This window comes from Streptomyces sp. NBC_01283, assembly GCF_041435335.1.
Taxonomy (GTDB): Bacteria; Actinomycetota; Actinomycetes; order Streptomycetales; family Streptomycetaceae; genus Streptomyces.
Window position 1 is genome coordinate 3289669 of record NZ_CP108430.1, and the last position, 21084, is coordinate 3310752.

23 protein-coding genes are annotated in these 21084 nt (G+C 69.6%); 3 read left to right on the top strand and 20 right to left on the bottom strand.

Annotation, left to right across the window (positions count from 1 at the left end; genetic code table 11):
• Positions 1–6: 6 nt before the first annotated feature.
• From OG302_RS14805 to OG302_RS14875, 15 genes are all read right to left on the bottom strand, one after another.
• A complete protein-coding gene (locus OG302_RS14805) occupies positions 7–243 on the bottom strand; it encodes a helix-turn-helix domain-containing protein (protein ID WP_371527231.1) in 237 nt (78 codons plus the stop codon).
• Between the two features lie 333 nt (positions 244–576).
• Positions 577–2124 carry a YfjI family protein gene (locus tag OG302_RS14810; RefSeq protein ID WP_371527232.1) on the bottom strand — a complete coding sequence of 516 codons (1548 nt, stop codon included), beginning with the start codon at positions 2122–2124 and terminating at the stop codon, positions 577–579.
• A 166-nt stretch (positions 2125–2290) separates the two neighbouring features.
• The gene (locus tag OG302_RS14815) at positions 2291–3193 is read right to left on the bottom strand and encodes a bifunctional DNA primase/polymerase (RefSeq protein WP_371527233.1); all 903 of its coding nucleotides are present in this window, start codon (positions 3191–3193) and stop codon (positions 2291–2293) included.
• Positions 3194–3279: 86 nt separating this feature from the next.
• Positions 3280–3540: a hypothetical protein gene (locus tag OG302_RS14820; RefSeq protein ID WP_371527234.1), complete on the bottom strand. Its 261-nt coding sequence runs from the start codon at positions 3538–3540 to the stop codon at positions 3280–3282.
• Entirely contained in the window at positions 3537–4151 is a 615-nt protein-coding gene (locus OG302_RS14825; protein WP_371527235.1) for a hypothetical protein, read from the bottom strand. Before OG302_RS14825 ends, OG302_RS14820 begins: the two co-directional genes overlap by 4 nt.
• 14 nt (positions 4152–4165) lie before the next feature.
• Entirely contained in the window at positions 4166–4354 is a 189-nt protein-coding gene (locus tag OG302_RS14830; RefSeq protein WP_371527236.1) for a hypothetical protein, read from the bottom strand.
• A gap of 4 nt (positions 4355–4358) precedes the next feature.
• Positions 4359–4652 (bottom strand): hypothetical protein, encoded by a 294-nt coding sequence (locus tag OG302_RS14835; RefSeq protein ID WP_371527237.1) that lies wholly within the window; start codon positions 4650–4652, stop codon positions 4359–4361.
• A gap of 140 nt (positions 4653–4792) precedes the next feature.
• Positions 4793–6985 (bottom strand): cell division protein FtsK, encoded by a 2193-nt coding sequence (locus OG302_RS14840; protein WP_371527238.1) that lies wholly within the window; start codon positions 6983–6985, stop codon positions 4793–4795.
• Positions 6986–7079: 94 nt separating this feature from the next.
• Positions 7080–7466: an RRQRL motif-containing zinc-binding protein gene (locus OG302_RS14845; protein WP_371527239.1), complete on the bottom strand. Its 387-nt coding sequence runs from the start codon at positions 7464–7466 to the stop codon at positions 7080–7082.
• Positions 7466–8473 (bottom strand): DUF2637 domain-containing protein, encoded by a 1008-nt coding sequence (locus OG302_RS14850; protein ID WP_371527240.1) that lies wholly within the window; start codon positions 8471–8473, stop codon positions 7466–7468. Before OG302_RS14850 ends, OG302_RS14845 begins: the two co-directional genes overlap by 1 nt.
• A gap of 11 nt (positions 8474–8484) precedes the next feature.
• Positions 8485–8691, bottom strand: a complete 207-nt coding sequence (locus OG302_RS14855) for a hypothetical protein (protein ID WP_371527241.1) — start codon at positions 8689–8691, stop codon at positions 8485–8487.
• Positions 8688–9020, bottom strand: a complete 333-nt coding sequence (locus OG302_RS14860; RefSeq protein WP_371527242.1) for a hypothetical protein — start codon at positions 9018–9020, stop codon at positions 8688–8690. The genes OG302_RS14855 and OG302_RS14860 overlap by 4 nt, the downstream gene beginning before the upstream one ends.
• 86 nt (positions 9021–9106) lie before the next feature.
• A complete protein-coding gene (locus tag OG302_RS14865) occupies positions 9107–9556 on the bottom strand; it encodes a transcriptional regulator (protein ID WP_371527243.1) in 450 nt (149 codons plus the stop codon).
• A gap of 38 nt (positions 9557–9594) precedes the next feature.
• Positions 9595–10368 carry a DUF4097 family beta strand repeat-containing protein gene (locus OG302_RS14870; protein WP_371527244.1) on the bottom strand — a complete coding sequence of 258 codons (774 nt, stop codon included), beginning with the start codon at positions 10366–10368 and terminating at the stop codon, positions 9595–9597.
• Between the two features lie 207 nt (positions 10369–10575).
• Complete coding sequence (locus tag OG302_RS14875) at positions 10576–10743, bottom strand: pRL2-8 (RefSeq protein ID WP_371527245.1); 168 nt, start codon at positions 10741–10743, stop codon at positions 10576–10578.
• A 510-nt stretch (positions 10744–11253) separates the two neighbouring features.
• On the opposite strand from OG302_RS14875, the gene OG302_RS14880 reads away from it, so the two are divergent.
• The gene (locus tag OG302_RS14880; protein WP_371527246.1) at positions 11254–11589 is read left to right on the top strand and encodes a winged helix-turn-helix domain-containing protein; all 336 of its coding nucleotides are present in this window, start codon (positions 11254–11256) and stop codon (positions 11587–11589) included.
• A 158-nt stretch (positions 11590–11747) separates the two neighbouring features.
• Positions 11748–12995: an XRE family transcriptional regulator gene (locus OG302_RS14885; RefSeq protein ID WP_371527247.1), complete on the top strand. Its 1248-nt coding sequence runs from the start codon at positions 11748–11750 to the stop codon at positions 12993–12995.
• Between the two features lie 1139 nt (positions 12996–14134).
• Here the strand turns inward: OG302_RS14885 and OG302_RS14890 are convergent.
• From OG302_RS14890 to OG302_RS14910, 5 genes are read right to left on the bottom strand one after another with little or no spacing between them, the layout of a single operon-like run.
• Complete coding sequence (locus OG302_RS14890) at positions 14135–15370, bottom strand: styrene monooxygenase/indole monooxygenase family protein (RefSeq protein WP_371527248.1); 1236 nt, start codon at positions 15368–15370, stop codon at positions 14135–14137.
• Between the two features lie 40 nt (positions 15371–15410).
• The gene (locus OG302_RS14895) at positions 15411–16040 is read right to left on the bottom strand and encodes an ATP/GTP-binding protein (RefSeq protein ID WP_361833528.1); all 630 of its coding nucleotides are present in this window, start codon (positions 16038–16040) and stop codon (positions 15411–15413) included.
• On the bottom strand, positions 16021–16425 hold the full coding sequence (locus OG302_RS14900) for a DUF742 domain-containing protein (RefSeq protein ID WP_361833526.1): 405 nt from the start codon (positions 16423–16425) through the stop codon (positions 16021–16023). Before OG302_RS14900 ends, OG302_RS14895 begins: the two co-directional genes overlap by 20 nt.
• Complete coding sequence (locus OG302_RS14905) at positions 16422–16955, bottom strand: roadblock/LC7 domain-containing protein (protein WP_371527249.1); 534 nt, start codon at positions 16953–16955, stop codon at positions 16422–16424. The genes OG302_RS14900 and OG302_RS14905 overlap by 4 nt, the downstream gene beginning before the upstream one ends.
• Positions 16956–16963: 8 nt before the next feature.
• Complete coding sequence (locus OG302_RS14910; protein ID WP_371527250.1) at positions 16964–19873, bottom strand: nitrate- and nitrite sensing domain-containing protein; 2910 nt, start codon at positions 19871–19873, stop codon at positions 16964–16966.
• Positions 19874–20227: 354 nt separating this feature from the next.
• Between OG302_RS14910 and OG302_RS14915 the strand changes: the two genes are divergently transcribed.
• On the top strand, positions 20228–21073 hold the full coding sequence (locus OG302_RS14915; RefSeq protein WP_371527251.1) for a protein phosphatase 2C domain-containing protein: 846 nt from the start codon (positions 20228–20230) through the stop codon (positions 21071–21073).
• Positions 21074–21084 lie beyond the last annotated feature (11 nt).

A 21084-nucleotide genomic window follows, 5' to 3' on the forward strand; every position in this document is an offset into this window, starting at 1 on the left:
ACGTAGTCAGGCGGCGTCCTCATCCGCCATGCGTTCCCTGGCCCAGTCGTGGACGGCGGCGGGGTCGTAGCGGATGTACTTGCCGACGCGGAAGCCGGGCGGGCCTGTGCGCTTCTTGCGCCACTGGTAGACGGTCTCCTTGGGCACCTTGAATATCTCGGCGATGTCGTCGGGGGTGAGATAGCGGTCCGGGAGCCCGGCCCGGAGCGTCGCGCGGGGGTCGTTCGTCGTGGACGTGGCCACGGGTCCTCCTCGGCTAGCTACCGATTGCGGGGTGGTGAGCCGCCGCAGAAACCGCATAAACCCTGGCGGTCGTCCTGACCAGCGCGTTCATGCTGCGTGTTTGTGCGGTGGGGGGTCCCGCAGAAACCCGCGAAATTCCGCAATATTCAGCGGCCCGCTCGGGTGGCCGGGTGAGGGCGCAGAAGGGCCGGGATTTTTGCGGAATTACCTGGGGTTTGTGCGGCGGGACCCCACCGGGCGTGGGCACAGAGAGTTGCCGCAGGTCAGCGGCGGGGCCCGGGTATTTCTGCGTTTCTGCGGTTTGTGCGGGCGGGGTCGGACACCTGCGGGCGCTCACGCCTCGGTCTCCCGCAGGGCGGGGTGGAGGCGGTAGCGGGGTGCGGGTGGTCGCCCACGTGCCCCGGTGCGCTCGGGCTGGTAGCTGCGGAGATAGCCGTGCTCTTCGAGCAGCGCGGTCGCCGGTTCGAGATCGGCGACGTTGGGGAACTCGCTGCGGGACAGCTTGGTGAACAGATCCCGGCGGCTGACGTCCTCCCAGCCGCCCGCCCGCAGCGCTTCGAGTACGGCGCGGGCGCGGCCCACGGTGGGATCGGCGCCCATGACGTCGAAGACAGCGAGCGCGTGAGCGGTGAAGTACTCCCCCAGCGTGATCGCGTTGCTCATGGTGGCCTCGGTGACCGGCGTGGTGTGGCCACGATCGAGGTGCTCTGCCAGGTGCAGGAGAGCGGCCATGCGGGCAACGGCTCCGGCGAGTTTGCCCGCCCAGTTGGAAATGTGCCCCAACGCACCGCCACGCGCCCTGAGTTGGGGCTCTACGCGCTTCTGGTAGCCGATGAGGGCTTGATCTGCCTCGGGGCTGAGCTGAATGACCGCCGGGTCGGTCCACTCCGCCAGAGACAGCGTGAGGGCGACGACGTTGCGCTCATAGGTCGCGCGGGTCTCCTCCGGGATCGGATCAGTGATGATCTCCCGCTCTCCCACCAGGGAGGTGGGCAGCGAGTACAGGAAGCGGGCCAGCAGCCCGCGTCCATCGAACCCCTTCACCTTGGCAATGTCGCGCAACACGTCGGGCTGCACGGCCAGGCCGATGGTGAGCGCGGGGTGGTCGATGTACTCGCGGCGGGTCTGCCGGTTGACCCGCAGCCGGTCCCCGGCATGGCCTTTGAGGAAGACCTCCATGTTCGGGGCGCCGGAGTAGCGTCCGGCGATGATGTCGAAGATCCCGCCCTCGGCCGACATCACCGCGAGGCGACCACCCTGCTCGGCAATGAGCGAGGTGACCGTCTCAGAGGTGGAGTCGTCGGCCAGGAGCAGCGGTTCGACCGGAACGGCTACCGATTCGGCGGTCTGCGCGAGCCCGATGGCCTCGGCTACCAGCTCCTCGCGCTTGCCGCCCTCGGCATTCACGGCTTTGGCTGCGGCCTTGTCAGCTGCTTCCTTGGCCAGGCGGGCGGTCAGGGCCGCTTCGACGATGGCGGGCGCCATGGTCGCCTTGAGCTGCTTCTCGGCCTCGTACAGCGGGTCGGTGAGCAGGGCGAAGACGGCTGACTTGCGGTTGGCCGGGGGCAGTGCGCAGACCACGAACAGGTTCGTGGGCTCACGCCAGTTGCCCCGCACGTGAACGACCGCACGTCCGCCGGACGCAGTGGCCAGGGTGGACAGGGCCACGGAGCCCGCAAGGTCGATGGGCGTCTGGGTCTCCTCCGCGACGGCTGTCACGAACTCCCGCAGCCAGGCGGGGAAGACGTGCGCGGGGAAGACGGGAAGCTCACGTCGCCCGGTGAGCGGGATGGGTTCTTCCCACGGGGTTTCGGTGGGCGCCGGTTCGTCAGTGAGGTCCTGTCCGGCCCACAGGTCGGTGTCCACAGGCTGTGCGCTCATGAGGTCCTCCCCTCCTGCGGGTCAGAGCGAAGAGCTGAAAGGGCGCCCTTGCGGGCGGCGACCTTCGCCACGCCAGCGGCCGTCGGGGGAACGGCCGGTGGGGCGGCGCAGGGTGAACGGGTGGTGAGGGGAGGGCTTTTCAGGGGTTCGGGGGTGGGGGTGGTGCTCATGCCGTCCTCCGGGGCTGGCACGTGCGGATGGCCCAGTTCAGAGCGCTGCGCAGAGTGGCGCGGCACTGGGAGGCCGGGAGTCCGGTGGACTCGCCCGAGAGCTGAAAAGCCTGCTCCACCTCGTGGCGGGGGATGTCGCCCCAGGCCACGAAGCGGCCCATGGCGCGGGCGGCCTTGAACAGGGTCTCCTCGCGCTTGCCTTCCGGCGCGGCCTCGATGGCGGCGCGTTCGCGGTCCAAGGCGACCTGCGCACAGCGGGTTCCGTGCCGGGGCACGTTCAGCGGGAGGGGGCCTGCGGGCCGCTGGCGGGGCGTGAGAGCGTCCCGGAGCCAGCCTGGCAAGGCAAGTACCGGGGCGTCATCGAGGACCGTGTACGAGCCGTACGGCGTGGTGCTGCCGGGAGCGACCACGTACCCGCCCCACGCACGGGTGTCGACCTTGGGCGCCAAGGTCTCCTTCGTGTTGTGCAGGCGCACCCCGTCGGGGGCGGTGAAGTACAGGTGCTCCCCGCCGCTCGCGGTCCGCACCCGGTAGGTAGCAGGGACAGCCTGTCCGGAGCGCTCGCAGAGCGCCGCAAAGGTCGTCACGCCGCTAGGCGTGCCCTTCGGGTCCTTGGCCTTGGGCATGTCGAGATCGACGACGACCAGACCGGAGGGGCCGGTGGCGATGCCGATGTTGAACGGGCGCGTGGCCCATGCGGTGTGGATGCGGGCGGGGTCGCGGGTGGCGCGCTGCTCGAACTTACGGTGCCCGTCGGCGCACTCGCCGGTACCGGGGCAACGGGTCTCGCCGTGCAGGGCGGGCGGCTTGTCGCCGACGCGCAGGGGGAAGACGTGCCAGCCGCGTGCTGCGGCATGGAGCGCTGCGGAGAGCAGCGCGGGAGGGCAGGCAGGTGTCATGCTGGGGTTTCTCCTGTTTCTCTCGAAGGGACGGAGAGCCGAGGCGGTCGCGGTCTTTTGGTGAGAGGCGACCGCCTCGGGCGTAGCTACTGGCCTTCGGTGCAGGCGGGGTAGGGATCGCCGACAGCGCACTTGTCGTAGTCGCTGATCAGGACCTGGAAGGGCTTGCGTTCGCCCTCGGCGGTTCGCACGGTCAGGAAGTAGGGGCGGCTCTTGGAAGCCGGGGGCGTCTTGTTGTCCTTGGCGACGACGACGCCGGGCGGCCCATCGGGCAGGGAGCATCCAGCGAGCGCAGTTACGGCGCTCACGGCCACGGCAACGGCGGCGATACGGGTTCGGCAGATCATGCGGCGTCCTCCTTGGTGATCTCGGCGGCGGGGAGTTCGGGCAGTCCCGCACGGCTGAGCGCGGCGGGGTCGTAGCCGGGCAGGGCGGCTCGGGTGAGCAGCGCGGTGGCGAGCTGCTCGGCATACGCCGCTCCGGCGCGGGCGGATTCGATCTGTGCTCCGGCCCGCAGCGCTTCGACGCGTTCCACGTGGGCGTGCTCCTCGCGGCGCCCGCTCGTGTGCCGCTCGTGCGCGAGGCGCTCGCGGCGGTCGGTGCGCCAGTAGCGGGCCGCGAGCCCGTAGGCGACGGCGGTGGCCAGCACCCACAGCAGGAGCGGCAGGGACAGACCGTCGGAGTACCCGGCGACCCCGGCGAAGGCCAGGGCGCCGGAGGTGGCGAACGCGGTCCCGGCGATGACGCGGTCACCGGCGAAGCCGACCGAAGCGAAAGTGCCGGCCGCTCCGGCGGCGAGGGCGAGAACGGTCATCAAGGCGGCGTTACCGATGCTGTGTTCGGCGCCGTCGGCGTTCCAGATGCGGGCCAGGATCAGCACGGTCGAGGTGGCCAGTGCGGGCGCGGCTTTGGGGGCGATGATGGCCAGCCAGTGCCGGGCGATGATCTGTTCGTTCATGGCCGTGCCTCCGCTCACAGGTCGGGGATGGCGCTGATGACGGCGGTGGTGAGTTCGTTGACGGGTCCGGCCGCGCCGGTGGAGGCGAGGAAGAACCCGAACATCACGGCGATGAACGCGGAGCCGTAGCCCAGGGTCTTGCCCCGCAGGAGGAAGAACAGGATCAGTCCGTAGAGCAGGACCAGGGAGACGGTGACGGCCATCGGGCTATCCCTTCGAGGCAGGAGTGCGGGCGGGCTTGGGGGCGGGTGTGTCGGTGCCTGCGCGGTAGGTGCGGGCCCACAGGTTGTAGAGGTGGCGCCCGACGCGTATGCGCTTGCCGGTGGCGTGGCAGCGGCGGCAGTCCTTGCCGCGCTTCATGCGGCCCTTGCGGTCGGTCTTCATCGCGAAGCCCCAACCACGGCACTTGCGGCAGTTGCCGAACGGCGAGGCGGCGCACACGGAGACGTAACACAGCGTCACGCCGAGAATCAGGGTGATAGCGAGCAGGGCAGGGGTCATCACGGCCCTCCCGGGCGGGTTTCAGGGGTTTCCGCAGGTGGGCCGCTATCCGCTAGCGGCCTGATCAGAGCAGGTTTGGGGCGCTAGCGGGGTCGCTAACGTTAGCGGGGCGTGCCGCTAGCGCTAGCGACCCCGGATCCTCAGCCCGCGTCCCGCTTTCCGTCACGCTCCGCAATCGCGGTGGTGATGTGGGACCGGTCGACGCCCCGGCGGTTGACGACCTTGCCGTCCACCCGGCGGCCCACCTGGACGGTGGCGATGCCGTGCGGCTTGAGCGCCGCGTTCAGCGCTTCGGGGCCCCATCCCTCGTAGACCTCGGGCCGCAGTTCGGCGAGGCGGGTCACGATCGTCTCGGACCACAGCTTGGGTTCCTTGGCCGTGACCACGGCGAGGATGTCGGCGAGCAAGTCGTACGCGCTCGCGGTGACTTCCGGCTCCTCGCCCAGCGCGTGCCCGGAAAGCCTGCCCGCGTCTTCGCGGAGCTTGCGGGCCCGTGCGGCGATGCGGTCGGCTCCGGGGCCATCCACGTAGGCCGAGGAGACGATGCGGGCATCGGAGCCTTCGCCGACGAAGTAGTGGATGCCCTTGTCACCCCAGGCGAACATGGTCGCCCGCACCCCGCGCTTGTAGGCGGAGGTGCCCAGGACCATGTCGTTTTCGAGCTGGCCCATGACTTTCAGGCACCAGCGGGCCGAGGCGTTCGCGGAGATCCCGGTGGGCAGCGCCTTCGCGTCGGGGCGCTGGGTGGCGAGCAGGAGCACGATGCCGGTGGCCGGACCGCGCTTGACCAGGTCGGTGGCGATCTCCTCGAACTCGTCCTTGTGCTTGGGGTGCTCGAACAGCACCTGGCACTCATCCACCCCGATCACGATGGGGTGCAGCCCAAGGGAGGGCTTGTCGGCGAGTTGGCTGGTCACCTTCGACTCCGGGCAGATGTCCCGCGGGAGCGAGCGGATCACCTTGGTCCGGCGCCGCAGCTCCTCGCGCAGCGCGCGGAAGTCGTTCAGCGCGTAGGTGATGGCCTCATCATCGTCCCCGGCGGCGTGCCGATGGGAGACCGCGTTGCCCACCGGATCGAGGTCGCCGGTGCCCTTCATGTCGTAGGTGTGCAGCTCAGCCCGCGAATCCAGCGCCGCAATCAGCAGCAGGAGACGCAGGAGGAAGGTCTTGCCCATGCGCGGGATGGCGCCGATGATCCCCGCGATGTACATGAGCGTGACTTCGACCCAGCGTCCTCGCTGGTCAGTGCCGTAGGCGACCGGCTTGAACAGGTTCACCGAACCACTGGTGAGCAGAGGCCACTTGGGCTTCTTGGCGGTCGACATGTCCTGATCGCCGACCCACAGCACCAGGCGCCCGGTGTGCTCATCCGGCACGGCTTCGGGCCACACGCAGCCCAGCGGACGGCGCAGACCCGAAGCGAGCCGGTCACGGCGCTCGATCACGTCAGTGACCGTCACGCCGAAGGGCAAGTTGCCCTCCGCGCGCCATCCCGGACCATCCCGGGTGATCGGGGCAGTGAACTCGAACCCGTCCCGGCCCTTGCCCTGCGCCTGATTGATCGCCGGAATGCCCAGCGCCCCGAGTGCGCGCAGCACGATATCGCTGGTCAGCTTGGTTGCCTTGGGCAGTTCCACGGCCTTGTGGATGACCGGGTCATCCGCGCGGCGTCCGGCGAAGCCGAGCGCCATCGTGACCGCGCTGACCGAGATCGCCTGCAACCAAGTCGGGGCGAGCACGTAAATGGCGAGCGCTGCCCCCAGCCCGACGAACATCGACAGCACCGCGACCAGCGTGCGCAGCCGCACCCGGCCATCGCGCTGCCGCGAGAGCTTGAGGTACTCGGCCGCGTCCTCGCGACGCACGGCAGCCAGGCGCACCGGCTCACCCTCGCGGTCGGCGACCCAACGCAGCGTCCCGCCCACGAACTTCGCCGCCCCGGCCGGTGCCTGGAGAGTGAGGCGGGCGGCGTAGATCGGGGAGCGCAGCGCGTGATAGCCGGTGGCGTGCGCATAGTGGCTGGCCACCCACGCGGTGGCCGTCTTCAGCTCCGCCATCGACCGCAGCCACTCCGGGACGACCGCGCGACGGCGGGCACCCCGCAGTCGACCCAGGTAGCCCGGACCAGCAGCCTTCGCGGTCGGCTGGTCAACCATGACCGGACGCTCCGGACTGCCCGACTCAACGCCCGGACCATCCGGAACGGGGTCGGGGGTGGCCGATTCGGCACGGGCGGTGCGGGCTGCGTCGAGGTCGACCACGTCGCCGCCAGCCTCGGTGGCCATCTCGGCTTCGAGCCGGTTGAACAGGTTGTTTTCGTCGTCGTGATTCACTGAACGTTCCTCCCGTACAGCGGGGTTGGAAGGGGTCCGGGCGGCGCTTTGGTAGGCCGACCGTCCGGGCCCCGATGAGCGAAGTCGTGCCAGGTCAGGCGGTGCACTGTTCTTCGGGGTAGGCGCAGGGCACGCACATGCCGAGCGAGGCCGGGATGCAGTACCCGGCGTCCAGGTGGCAGACCGGGCAGGTGCGGCGGGCGAGCATCGCCAGCGCGAGCGCGCCCCACTTGCGCGAGGTCATCGGCCGCACTGGAAGCGCCTTGTCGAGGCGGTAGAGGTAGGCGACCTTCGCGCCGGACTTCCGGCCGCGCTGGCGGATCATCACCTGAGCCGCTATCGGCTGACCGCCCGGACGCAGCCCCTTCGCACGGAGCTGCCTGCGGGTGGCCAGGCCGTCCGGGGCGAGGCGCCAGGGGAACGTGGGCACGCCGTAGCGGGCGCCGCTGGGGTCGTAGCACTTGGCGTATGCGGTGCCCATCACGCGGCCACTTGGTCGTCGCGGAGGTCCTGCACGCGGGCGTTGACCCAGCCGACCGACCAGCCCGTGCGATCGGCGATGGTGCGCACGGAGTCGCCCGCGGCATGCCCGGCACGGACGGCGGCGAGGGCGTCGGTCTCGTTCATCTTCGTGACCGACGCGGTGTTCACCGCTCGCGTCTGCGGGGTTGTCTTGGGCCGCGCGGCGCGTTCACGAGCGGCAGCCTCGGCCCGTTCACGGCTCTCGCGTTCGCGCTGTTCACGGGCGGCCCGCTCTTGCTGTTCACGCCGCTCGCGTTCGGCCCGCTCGCGGTCCTCGCGCTCCTGCTCGTACTGCCGCTGCTCGCGCCGGGCCCGTTCCTGCCGCTCGGCTTCCTCGCGACGGAGGCGTTCCTCATGTTCGCGCTGTTCACGGCGTTCTACGGCTTCCCGTTCGGCCCGCTGTGCTTCGAGCCGCTCAGCGTGTTCGCGAGCCTCGCGCTCCCGGCGTTCACGCATCTCGCGTTCGCGTTCACGCTCCTCGCGGGCGGCCCGTTCACGGGCCTGCCGTTCGCAGCGTTCACGCTCGGACTGCTCGGACTGTTCACGGGCGAGTTCATCCAGGCGCCGGGAGATCGCGCGACGGTAAGCGAGTCCGGCCTCTCCGGTCGCAATCAGCAGGGCGGGGGCAACGAGGTGAACACCCACGCCGACGAGATCACCCTTGAGCGCCGATTCGCCGATGTTGAGCGCGACCGTCATCAATCCGGTGAGCCAACGCAGGATGCCCGGCCACGTACCGGCCTCGCCCCCCAGACGGGCCACCGTGGAATCCAGGCGGATCACGATGACGACCGCGGAGTCGACCACGAGCGGCAGGATCGGTGCCGTCCAGTCCCACTCGGCAGCCGTGGTGCGCTGCACGAGCGGGGTAACCGTCAGGACGCTGAAGAGGATCGCGCCGAACGTGATCGTCCAGGTGCCTACGCTCAAGGTCCGTTCCGCGCCCGCGAGTTGCTTGGGCGTCATGGCGGCGGTCCTCATGCCGCACCGCCGATCCGCCGCAGCCGACGCCCGTGCAGGAGCCACCCGGCGAATTGCACCAGGCCCCCGCCCGCAACGCCGAACCGCCAGGCGGGCTCATGCAGCACGAGCAGGCAGACGGTCGCGGCCACCATGGTCAGCGCGCCCACCACGATCAGGGCCAGCGCCCCGCCGCTGGGGGAAGGCTTCGTGTTCTCGCTCATGCCGCTTCCCCCGCCCCGGAGAACGTGCCGGCAGAGTGGGCAGCAACGCGCAGGAGCGGCACGGTGCGGGTGAGCGCGTCGGCATACAGCGCGTCCCACGCGGCCACTTCGTCGCCGCTCTCGCCCGCCTCCCGCAGCTCCGCGAGCATCTCGCGGGCCACGTCCAGACGGGCCGCGCGCTCCGCGCGGGACTCGGGCCTGAGCGGGCCACGAAACAGCTCCTGGAAGGCGTCCGTGTCGCTGTCCGCGGGCAGGTCGTCGAAGCCGAGCGCGAGCTCTTCGAACTCGGTCGTGTTCAGGGCCTCGTGGGTGCCGATGTAGCTACGCATGGAGTGACTCCTGGATTCGAAGGAACGGAGATGCCGGGGTGGCCTCGGTCTTTGGTGAGAGGCGGCCACCCCGGCGAGAATGGGGGTCAGACGGTGGCGATGATGAGCGCGGCGACCAGCAGCCACAGGTGGTGGAAGGACTGGTCAAGGGCGTAGGCGCCGGTCCCGATGTGCGGGTTGTCGTCGCGCTCAGGGCGCGGGGCCCCGAGCCGGTAGAACTCGCCCTTGCCGGTCACCTTGGCCAGCCACGCGAGGGTGCTGCGGCGGTCGGCCCACCAGTGGGTGACGGCGTCGATGCCAAGGCCCAGCACCAGGCCGGGCACGCTCACGGAGAGGTTCAGCAGCCACAGGACCGGCAGCAACAGCACGAGCTTGGTGGCGGTCAGGGTGGCGACGTGCCGGGCGCCCGCGAGGCGGCCGACCCAGCCGGGGCGGCCCTTGTGCGCGGACTGACACGAGGTCTGCACCCAGTGATCGCCCACGCTGTGGGCGACGTACAGGGCGACGAACACAGCAGCGAAGACGGCGGCAGCCATCGGGTAACTCCTTGCCAGAAGGGAGGAACGAGGGCTGATCAGCCGTTCCGGACGCGGCCAGAGACACTGTCGGCCGACACGCTCAGGTGACGGGCGCCAGAGACCCGGACGTCACCGGAGATGCTGCGGGCGCTCAGGTGCCCGGACGCGACGGCCGTGGCCTGCACGCGGATGTCGCCCGAGGTGGCCGCGAGCTGGGCATGACTCCCGCCGTACAGGGCCACCTCGATGTCACCGGAGACCGACTGCGCGGTGACCCGCTCGGTGACCCGGTTGACCCGGACGTCACCGGAGGTGCTGTTCACCGTGAGGTCGCGGACGTCGCAGGCGTCCAGGTCACCGGAGACGGAGCGGATCTCCATCCGGTCGATGTCGCCCCACACCACAGTGTCCGCCGACGTGGTGGACAGAGCGAAGGACGACCCGGCGGGCACGTGCACGGTGGCCTCGATCTGGCTCACGGTCTGCATGCCGCCCGAACCGCCGGTGACGACACGGCCGTTGATGATGGTCATGCCGGTCACCGAGCCGTACACGGTGCCCATGGTCTGCGTGACGCGGTTGCCGCGCACGCTGGTCACCATCACATTGCCCGGCATCTCCGGAACCTCGATGCCGAGCGCCTGCCCGTTCTGCTCGCTGCGAGCCCGGTTGACCGCGTCGGCGGCAGGCCCCGTGCTGTCCTCGGTGTGCAGCACCACACGAGCGGTGGTGAGGTCCTGACTGACCTTCACGTGCACGCGGCCCATCTGGAGGGACAGGCCAAGCACGATCGGGCCGGGGGTCTGGGAAACGAAGGTGCGCTCGGTCATGGCGGATCTCCTGTTTCGCGGGAAGGGGCGAGGCGGTCGCGGTCTTTCTTGGTGAGAGGCGACCGCCCCGGAGAAGCCCCACGCCGTGAGCACGGCGGGAGCGAGCGCCCCGGCGCGGGAGTCGAACCCGGCCTTCGACCATCGGGGCTGTTCGGACGGCTTGTCAGCCGACCTCGTTCGGTACAGGGCTGGTCCGGCGGCGAGCGCTCAGAACCAGCGGGATTTCTTCTTCGGCGTGATGTTGGGGCAGCCGTTGACCATGTGGTTCACGCACTGCGGGCAGTCCTCGCGAGGACCAAGGGCGCGGTGTATCCGCTTGTTGTGGGCGTGCTCCCAGCACTGCGGGCACTCGCCCGGAGGCGTCTGCGTCGCCATGGCGGGCTCCTTTGTGATCGGGAATCGGATCGTTGCGCGCCCCGGACCGCATCCGATGCGGCGCCCTCGCGGCTGAATGCCGGGGCAGTGCGAAGCGAGGGCGAGCCCTCGCGAAGGTGCTGCGGATTTCAGATCACGCAATGCCGGTCACGCCCTGGAGGGCGGAACCGGGCAGGCCACCCGGCCCGACATGGTCGGTCGGGATGGTGACCCGCACCCATCGACCACCCGTGTTCAGGCGGCTGGGTCGGCACGCTGTTCAGTTTTCAAGGCGGTTCCGCTCCCAGCCCGTCGGTGAGCGACTGAAGTCGCTCCCCCAGGTCTTCCTGCTGGTGCGCGTACTGCGGTTCGTGCGGCTCCGCCGGTTCAGACGGGCACTGACATGCAGGTCAAGTGGTTTCCCCTTGGATCGGGGCGACCACTTGCTAACTAGCTTGCACTAGTCTGCTGTGGTCCACAACCCTCGCGAGGTGATGCGCGCTAGTTCGCTGTGGTGGGTACCCTCAAGGAATGACTGTCACAGGAGGGCCAAAGCCAAAGGCGGTGCAGGTCGCGGACGCACTCCGCGACGACATCAAGAAGATGAAGCCGGGGGAGAAACTCGCGTCTCAGCGAGAGCTGATGGACCGCTTCGGGTACGCAAGCCAGACCATCCAGAACGGGCTAGCCGCGCTCCGAGCCGAGGGACTGGTCGTGTCGGCGGGGAACTTGGGCAACTTCGTCAGCGACGGGTCTGCCCCAAGTGGCGACGTACGTGATGACATCAAGGAAATCCGCTCCCAACTCCAGGCGTTGACTGCACGGCTCGAAGCACTGGAAAACCGCTCCGCACCAGGTGGCGCTTGATCTGCAATCAGCATGGGAGTAACGGAGCGTGTGGGGTAAGTGACAGCCCTGGGGACGATGGGAGGAGCTGGGGACATGTCCAGTGACACCCCCCTGTCCCCTTCCCTGTCCCCCCGGCTCGGGCGCGAGACTCGGAGTAGGCATTCGGAGGAGGGCGCATGACTGACGACAGGCCCGCATGGGCACGACGCATCGCCGCCGAACGGCAGGCGCGCGACTGGTCACAGCGGGACGCGGTCAGGGCCCTGCGCTCGCACGCCCCCACGGAGCTACCGGCGGAGGACAGCATGATTCGCCAGTGGAAGCGCTGGGAGTCCGGCCAGGCACCGAACGACTTCTATCAACCGATCATCGCCGCCGTGTTCGGCACGGTGACGCGCGCGCTCTTCCCCGCTCCGTCGCGACGGGACGGAGACAGGGAAATCTTGGCAGTGAGCGGTATGGAGACTCTGGAGATCGTGAGTCGTCTGAACCGGTCCGACGTCAGCAGCGGGACGCTCGATGCTCTTCGGATCACCACGGACCGCCTCTGCTCTGAGTACCCCTTCATGCCGAGTGCCCAGCTCCTCATCGAGGGGCGGCAGTGGCTGCGCCGAGTCGTTGAGCTGCACACCAAGAGCCTCACGCTTGCCCAGCATCGCGAAGTGCTCGCGCTGTCGGGTTGGCTCGCCTTGCTGGTCGGCTGCGTCGAGTACGACACGGGAGATCGCCACGCAGCCGAGTCAACGCGTCGCGCCGCTCTGTCGCTGGCCACTGAGGCAGACCACCCCGAGGTAGCGGGGTGGGCACACGAGATGCGGGCATGGTTCGCCCTCACGACCGGCGACTATCGCGGGGTCATCGCCGCAGCGCAGGCTGGAGCAGAGACCGCACCGCAGCACGGCGTCGCCGTGCAGCTCGCCGGTCAGGAGGCCAAGGCGTGGGCGCGGCTCGGGGACCGTCGGCAGGTTGAGGTGGCTCTCGACAAGGGGCGCCGCCTGCTGGAGGGGATGCCGTACCCCGAGAACCTGGACAACCACTTTGTCGTCGACCCCGCCAAGTTCGACTTCTACGCGATGGATTGCTACCGACTGGTCGGGGAAGACCGACTCGCTCGGACACTCGCGGACGAGGTCCTGCGCGCCGGAACCGACTTCGACGGCACGGAGCGGTCACCCATGCGGAACTCCGAAGCGCGGGTAACCCTGGGGGTCGCCGCAGCGCGGGAGGGCAACCTCGATGAGGCGCTTATTCATGGTGAGCGGGCCCTACAGGGCGAGCGGCAGTCCGTTCCCTCTCTCATCATGACCAGTCGAGAACTCGCGGCGGTAATGAGGCAGCGCTATGGCACCGAACCCGCAGCTCAGGACTACCTATCCCACCTGCAAGAATTGGGCAAGGAGAAGCCGGGGTTCCTCCCCTCCTGACAGATGGCATACGTGTGGCCCACCTCCTATAAGGATGAGGTGGGCCACACGTATGCCATTTGCCCCTTGACCTGCGTCAGTTTCCGTCTCATTCAGCCCCGTACGCCGACGTTCCTGACCGTACGCACTGCGATTTCAGGGGTTCGCCCGGACGGGGCCGAGAGGGCGAATTTCGGACAACCTCCGAATACTCTCTTGGTCGCTTCCCGTCACTTCCCGTCGCTTCCCGTCGCTTCCCGTCAATCAACCTTGATTCCCTGGATTCCCTTTGGCGGCGGCTTGGATGGCGTCCGCAATCAAGAGTGCGTGGCCAAGACAGTTCGCACGCCCACTGCATCACCGCGCCTTGGCCCTAGAGTCGAAATCAGCGTCACGCGGGCTACCACCTAAGAGTGTGAGGCATCCCATATGACCGCTTTCTGGGGCGGCCCTAGTTACCCCGCAGTTACACCCTAGTTAGACAATGGCCCGTCACTGAACCAAGTAGATGTGATCAAATACCCCGTCCAGAAACGGGGTTCGTCGACAGCTGCCCTAGAATCAGGTCAGGTCTACCAACGCAAAAGGAGCCCGCGATCCGACATCGGTTCCTAGGCCACTAGTCGGGGGCTCCTTATGCGGCATTCCAGTCCACCACTCACGGGAAGAAAGGAAGCGTATGGACGATGGTAAGCCCCGCACCAATGGGGCGCCTACGCGACTGCAAAAATTGGCACGCAGGATCAGGCTGCTCGGCCACCGAGACCTGATGGGGGAGGCGCTTCGGGGCGCCGCATACAAAGCAGGCAGCAGCGCAGTGACGGTCCTGATCCTCTGGATCCAGAGTCGACGCTGACGACGCACAGCCCCTCCCTAGGGAGGGGCCTAGCCCGACCCCGAGCAGTTGAGCCGCAACCACATCTTGAGGCGCGGCATGGTTCGGCGAATCATGCGGTGACAGTTCGAGCAGATCAGCGAGAGGTCGGCCAGCTTCGTGGTGCCCTATCCGGCTACGCGGAGCGATACCACGTGGTGAAGCTCGGGGAGCAGGAGCGCAGCTCAGCCGAGGGAGAGCCGGGCCGTCTGTGGGCCGTGAAAGGGCGGCCCACAACGGCCAACGACAACCAATGACGACGGCTACTCTGCAGGTCGGACGCCCTTCAGGCGCCGGAGAGCGAGGCCAGGTACGCGTCCGTCTTCTCCGGGTCATAGAAGAAGTTCTCGAAGTCCGAGGGGTCGTTGAAGCCGTTGGCGAAGCGGTTGGCCGCCGGCTGGAGCTGGCCTGCCGCGCCGATCAGGTTCAGGACGTGCTCCGGCGGCGGCGACAGCATGGCGTTCGTCCACTTGGTGACGTGCTGAGCCGTCTCCCAGTACCGGTCGAACGTGGCCTGCATCCACTCCTCGTCGAACGGCTTGTCGCCGTGCGCGACGATCGAGGAGAGGTACGCCGCGGCGCACTTCGACGCCGAGTTGGAGCCCTGCCCCGTGATCGGGTCGTTGGCCACGACCACGTCGGCGACGCCCAGGACGAGTCCGCCGCCCGGCAGCCGGCCCACGGGCTTGCGCACGGTCGGGGCGTACCGCCCGGACAGTGTGCCGCCCGCGTCCGTCAGTTCGACCTTGGTCGCCCGCGCGTACTCCCACGGCGTGAACTTCTCCAGGAGTTCGAGCGTCAGCGCCAGGTGCTCCGAGGGGTCCTTGACGCCCTGGAAGACGTCCAGCGGGCCGCCCGGTACGCCCTCCCAGAAGAGGATGTCCGCACGCCCGGACGTCGTCAGCGTCGGCATGACGAAGAGCTCGCCCACACCCGGCACGAGATTGCACCGCACCGCGTCGAACTCGGGGTGCTCGGGCCGCGGCCCCATCCCGTGGACGTACGCGACGGCCAGCGCGCGCTGCGGGGTGTCGTACGGGGAGCGCGAGGCGTCGCGCTCGAACATCGAGACCAGCTCGCCCTTGCCCGCGGCGACGAGCACGAGGTCGTACGTACGGGAGAAGTAGTCGAGGTCGGAGACCGCCGCGCCGTGGATGACCAGCTGGCCGCCCCGCTGCGCGAACGTCTCCATCCAGCCCGCCATCTTCACGCGCTGGTCAACGGACTGGGCGAAGCCGTCCAGCTTGCCGACCCAGTCGATGACGCGGGAGGAGTCGGGCCCGGCGACCGAGACGCCGAGGCCCTCGATCTTCGGGGCCTGGGACTCCCAGAAGTTCAGCTGCAACTCACGCTCGTGCTCCAGCGCCGTGTCGAACATGCACTGCGTGGACATCACACGGCCGGACCGGACCTCGTCCGCCGTGCGGTTGGACATCAGGGTGACCTCGTACCCCTGTGACTGGAGTCCGAGAGCGATCTGGAGCCCGGCCTGACCGGCTCCGACGACGAGTATCTTCCGCATGCGGCGCTTCTCCTACGTACTAAAAAGCTTAAGGCTAAAGCTATTCGGGGGTTGCTGCGAGGGCGTGGCCGACCAGCGAGAGCAGGGACTCGATCACCGAGATCCGCTGCCTCGCGTCCATGATCAGCACCGGTATGTGCGACGGGATCGTCAGCGCCTCACGGACGTCCGCGGGCTCGAACTCCTCGGTGCCGTCGAAGTGGTTGACGGCCACGATGTACGGCAGCCCGCAGCTCTCGAAGTAGTCGAGCGCGGGGAAGCAGTCGGGGAGCCTGCGCGTGTCGGCGAGGACGACGGCGCCGATCGCGCCGCGCACCAGGTCGTCCCACATGAACCAGAAGCGCTGCTGCCCCGGCGTACCGAAGAGGTAGAGCACGAGGTCGTCGTCGAGCGTGATCCGGCCGAAGTCCATGGCGACCGTGGTCGTGGTCTTGTCCGGGGTCGACGTGAGGTCGTCCGTGTCCTCGCTCGCCTGCGTCATCAGCGCCTCCGTCTGGAGGGGCGTGATCTCGGAGACCGCGGAGACCAGGGTCGTCTTGCCGACACCGAAGCCGCCCGCCACCACGATCTTCGTCGCGATCGGGGCCCGGGTGCGGTCCGTCTGCCAGGCTTGGAGGTTCTCGTCCGGGTCGGGGCCCGGGTGGCGGAGTTCAGAGACGGCGGAGTCCACTCAGCACCCTTTCGAGCAGTGCGCGGTCCGGCTGTCCCGGGCCGTGGCCCGTTCCGTACACGCGGATCTTTCCCTGGTCTGCGAGGTCGCTGAGCAGTACGCGGACCACGCCGAGCGGCATCTTCAGGAGCGCGGCGATCTCCGCGACCGTACGCATGCGGCGGCAGATCTCGACGATGGCCCGCATCTCCGGCATGACGCGGGCGATGGCGTTGCCCTGCGGCAGCTCGCGGCGCTCCTCGGGGGCGTCGAGCGCCGCCACGAAGGTCTCCACGAGCAGGACGTGGCCGAAGCGGGTGCGCCCGCCGGTGAGCGAGTACGGACGCACTCGGGCGGGTTTGCGCGCGCCACCCCGCTGGGGCAGCTTGCCGGGCTTACTGCTCATCGGACGCTCTCCATCGACTGGCGCAGCTCACTGCGGAGTTCGGGGGTGAGGACATGCCCGGCGCGGCCGACGAAGAGCGCCATGTGGTACGCGACGACGCTCATGTCGCAGTCCGGGGTGGCGTGCACGCCGAGCAGCGAGCCGTCGCTGATCGACATGACGAAGAGGCTGCCCTCCTCCATCGCGACGACGGTCTGCTTGACGGACCCCGCGTCCATCAGCTTGCCCGCGCCGATGCAGAGGGAGCCGAGGCCGGACACGATGGTGGCGAGGTCCGCGCTGGAACCCTTGGGGCCCGAACTGTTGTCGACCGCCTGCTCGCTGTTGCGCGCGGGGTCGGAGGAGAGCAGGAGCAGCCCGTCGGAGGAGACCACCGCGACCGACAGGAGACCTGGCACCTCCTCGACGAGATTCGTCAGCAGCCAGTGCAGGTTGCGGGCTTCGCTGCTCAGTCCGAACCCGGCCGGTCTGCTGTCGGCGGTGGAGCTGCCGGTGGGAGAACTGCCGGTGGAAGAACTGGGCGAGCGCATGGGCGCAGTCAACTGCTTGCCTCCTCGACTGTGTCCCCCATGGTTTCGGTACGTTCGTTCTGCTCGTTCTGCTCGTTCTGTTCGGTACGTTCGGTCAGCTCGGCCTCTACGTCGCGACGGCCGCTGATGGCTCCCTGGTGGAAGCCCCCGAGCCGCTTGCGCAGCGCTTCGGCGTCGACGGAGCCGCTGCGCGCCTTGGGCACGGCGGGCTCGGGCGCGGTGATCTTGGGCGTGCGCTTGGGCAGCCCCTTGTCGGTGACGCGCTCCCACTTGGGGGCGGGGGCGGGGGCGGCTTCGGGGGCCACCGCTTCCGGCTCCTCGGGAGCCTTCGGCTCCTCCGGGGCGGGCGGAATGGCGAGTTCCATGGTCGTCTCGGGCGAAACCTCGGGCTCCGGCTCGGGCGCGCGCCCGGGCTCAGGCGCGGGCTCCGGCTCGCTCGCGGCTTCCGGTGCGGCCGTGGGCTCCGCCTCCGCCTCCGCGTCACGCACCGTCTGCTCGGCGGCCGCGATCAGCGGATCAGCGCCGACCGTCACGTCCGGCGCGTCCGTCGCTTCCGTCGCTTCCGGCGCGGTCGGCACCGCGGTGGTCACCGCCGCACGCCCCGGCAGCACGTTGGAGTTCGCCTCGGCCTCCGAGCCGGGCAGGTGCACTGCGGGCGCTGCCCCGGCCACCGGAACACCGGCCGGCGGCGCACCCACCGCGGGCGCCGCGGCGAGGATCGACTTCGGCAGGACCACGACGGCCGCGACACCGCCCTGCTTCTGCTCGCGCAGCCGGACCCGTGCACCGTGCCGCGCGGCGAGCCGGGCCACGACGTAGAGGCCGAGCCCGAGCCCGTCCCCGCTCTCCTGGTCGTACGCGTCGTCCGGACGGAATTCCGCGAGGCGGGAGTTGAGCTCCTCCATGCGGTCCTCGGTCACCCCTATGCCCTCGTCCTGCACGGAGAGCATGACCTCGCCGCTCTCCAGGAGCCATCCGGAGACCTCCACGGAGGCGTCCGGCGGCGAGAACGAGGTCGCGTTCTCCAGGAGCTCGGCGACCAGGTGGCTGATGTCGTCCGCGGCGAAGCCCGCGACGTGCGCGTGCGGCGGCAGTGTGGCGATGCGCACGCGCTCGTACCGCTCGATCTCGCTGACGGCGGCGCGCACGACGTCGACCAGCGGGACCGGTCCGGGGTGCTGGTGGCCGTGCTCGGCGCCCGCGAGGACCAGGAGGTTCTCGCTGTGGCGGCGCATGACCGTGGCGAAGTGGTCGAGCTTGAAGAGCGTGGCGAGGCGGTCGGGGTCCTGCTCGCGGTCCTCCAGGTTCTCGATGACGGCGAGCTGCCGCTCGACCAGGCCCAGGGTGCGCAGCGCCAGATTGACGAACGTGCCGTGGATGGACTGCCGCACCCGCTCCAGGTGGGCGGAGGCCTCGGCCAGTTCGGCGCGCAGCGTCTCGCGCTCGTCGGCCATGGACTGCCGCTTGCCGATGAGGTGCTTGCGGTCGGCCTCAAGCGTGGTGAGGCGCTCGGTGAGGGCTGCCGCATGCTCGTGCAGCGCGTTGACGGACCGTACGACCTGGGCGAACTCGTCGTCGCGGCCCGTGAAGCGGATCGGCTCCTGGGGCGCGGGCTCGGTGGCGAGGCGGGCCGAGCCGATGCGCAGGACGGCGAGCGGGCGGGTCAGGCTGCGGGCCATCGCCATGGAGACGCCGACCGCGACGAGCAGCGTGACGCCGATGAGCGCGACGCGGGCCTCCAGCGCCGTCACGTCGTCGTCGCGCAGCTGCGCGAGGTCCTTGGTGCGCTGCACGGTGAGCGCGGACTCGGCGCCGCGCATCATCTCGATGCGGGCGGAGAGCGCGGTGTCGAGCTTCTTGCGGTCGTAGCCGAGCTCGGCGACGGAGAGCGAGGGCTGGTCGGTTAGGCGGGCGAGGTACTTCTCGGCCGTGGTCACCTCACTGCCCGTGACCGTCGAGTCGTACGTGGAGCGGGCGCCGTCCGTGGCCGCGTCCCGGAAGTCGGCGAGGGCCGCCTGTGCGCGGACGTGGGCCTCCTGGCCCGCGGCGCTGAGGGCGTCACGGCTCTTGCTGCCCGCGGGGGACTCCTCGACCACCGTGGTGGGCAGTCCGGTGACGGGGTCGACGCCGGTACTCGTCTCCGTGGAGCGCGGGACGGCGAGGGTGGCGAGGAGCAGGCCGCGGGCGCTCGCGGCCTGTTCGACGGCGTGGTCCAGGTCGGCGAGGGCGTCGGCGCCCGAGCCCGCGCGGGGCGGGGTCTTCTCGGCGAGTTCGCGGGTGAGGCCGTGCAGTTCGGTGATGACGTTCGAGTACGCCGTGTGGGCTTCCAGAGCAGTGCTCTTGCCGGTGAGCGCCGCTCTGCGCACGGCGCCGATGTCGGCGAGGTCCGCGCGCAGGCCGGCCGGGGCGTCGGCGGTGCGCAGCTCCTCGATCTGGCGGTCCACGCGGGCGCTGCGGTTCTCGGAGAGGCCCTTGCCCTGCGGGCGGCCCGCCGCGATGAACGAGGTGACCTCGTCGCGCTCGTCGGCCAGCGAGTGGCCGAGGGACACGGCCTCCTGGGTGTGCTCGGCGAGGGTCACGAGCTGCTGCGCGTCGCTCAGTTGCCCGGAGGCTGCGATGATCGCGGGCGCTCCGGCCCCGGCGATCGCGGCGGCCACGACGGCGACGGCGACGATCAGCCGATTGCGCACGCGTGCGGTGGGCTTGGAATGGACGGACTTCTGGGGCTGCACGGGCTTCGAGCCGTCAGGAGCCGTCACGGCGGAGGCGGTCCGCCCTTCCGCCGCGGTCTCGGGGGCCTCTCCCGCTGTGGGCTCGGGCGAGCGCTCCGTAGGGGTGGTCGCGCCCGGCGTGGCTCCTTCGGGAGCCGTCTGCTTGCCCTTGCGCCCAGGCCGCATCTTCTGCACCGGTGCTCGCATTCTTGTTTTTCGTCTGCCCAGGGGCCCGGGTGACGATCCGTCAACACACGCGCCCCCAGGTACGGCTCCAGACCCTTCCAGTGCCGATGGGTGGCAGTCGTGCATCACATGCCTGGCCACCCGAAGGAGTGAACATCGGCGGGGAGTTGGCGAGCAAGTCCCGCCCCGGGCCGAAAGTCTCGGCCACGGTGCGCCGGTTGGACGTCGACCGCAGGCTTTGGCAGGATTCGCCGCCACACGCCGACGGAAGCGATCATTCCGACTGAATTCCGGCGTCTGACCTGCCGGTCCTGGCCGCCCCTCGCGTTTGCCACCTCCGGATGACCTTGTGAAGGCCTCGTGCAGACTGGCTGAATGCGCATCGAACTCGCCACCGAGCCCGGCGACCCCGCACGCCCCAACGAGGACTATGCCTCGGTGATCCTTCCCGCGGCCGGACAGGGCGGTTCGCTCGTCCTCCTGGATGGGGTGACTCCGCCTGCCGGAGATGACGGCTGCCTGCATTCCGTCCCTTGGTTCACGGCGCGACTCGGGGGCGCACTGGGGGAACTGTCCGTTTCGCGACGGGATATGACGCTCTCCGAGATCCTCGCGGCGGCGATCGTGCGCACCGCGGAGGCCCATTGTGAAACTTGTGACCTTTCTCACCCGCGTACGCCTCAGGCCACCGTGATTCTGGTGCGTTGGGACGAGGAGCAGGTCGAACACCTCGTCCTGTCCGACTCCGCGCTCCTGATGGCGGGCCCGGACGGCCGGGTCACGCCGGTCCTCGACGAGCGTCTCGCCGAACTGCCCCCGAGGATCCGCGCGATGCGCGACGCGGTCCGCGCGATGCCGCGCGGCTCGGCCGAGCGTGAGGTGGCGGGCCGCGCGTACGGGGCCGCCGTGGAGGCCCTGCGCAACGCGGAGGACGGCTTCTTCACCGCGGCGGCGGATCCCTCGGCGGCATCCCGCGCGGTCACGGGCACCTGGCCCCGCTCCGAGGTGACGGCGGTGGCGGCCCTGACGGACGGGGTGGGCCGCTGGGTCGAGACGTTCCGCCAGGGCGACTGGGCGGAATGCTTCACGCTCCTGCGCAAGGACGGCCCGCAACGCCTGGTGGACCGGGTCCGGGAACTGGAACGAGCGGACCCCGAGGGCACGGCGTACCCCCGGGGGAAGCGGCACGACGACGCGGCGGTGGTGTACGCGGAGCTGTGAAAGCCCCTCTG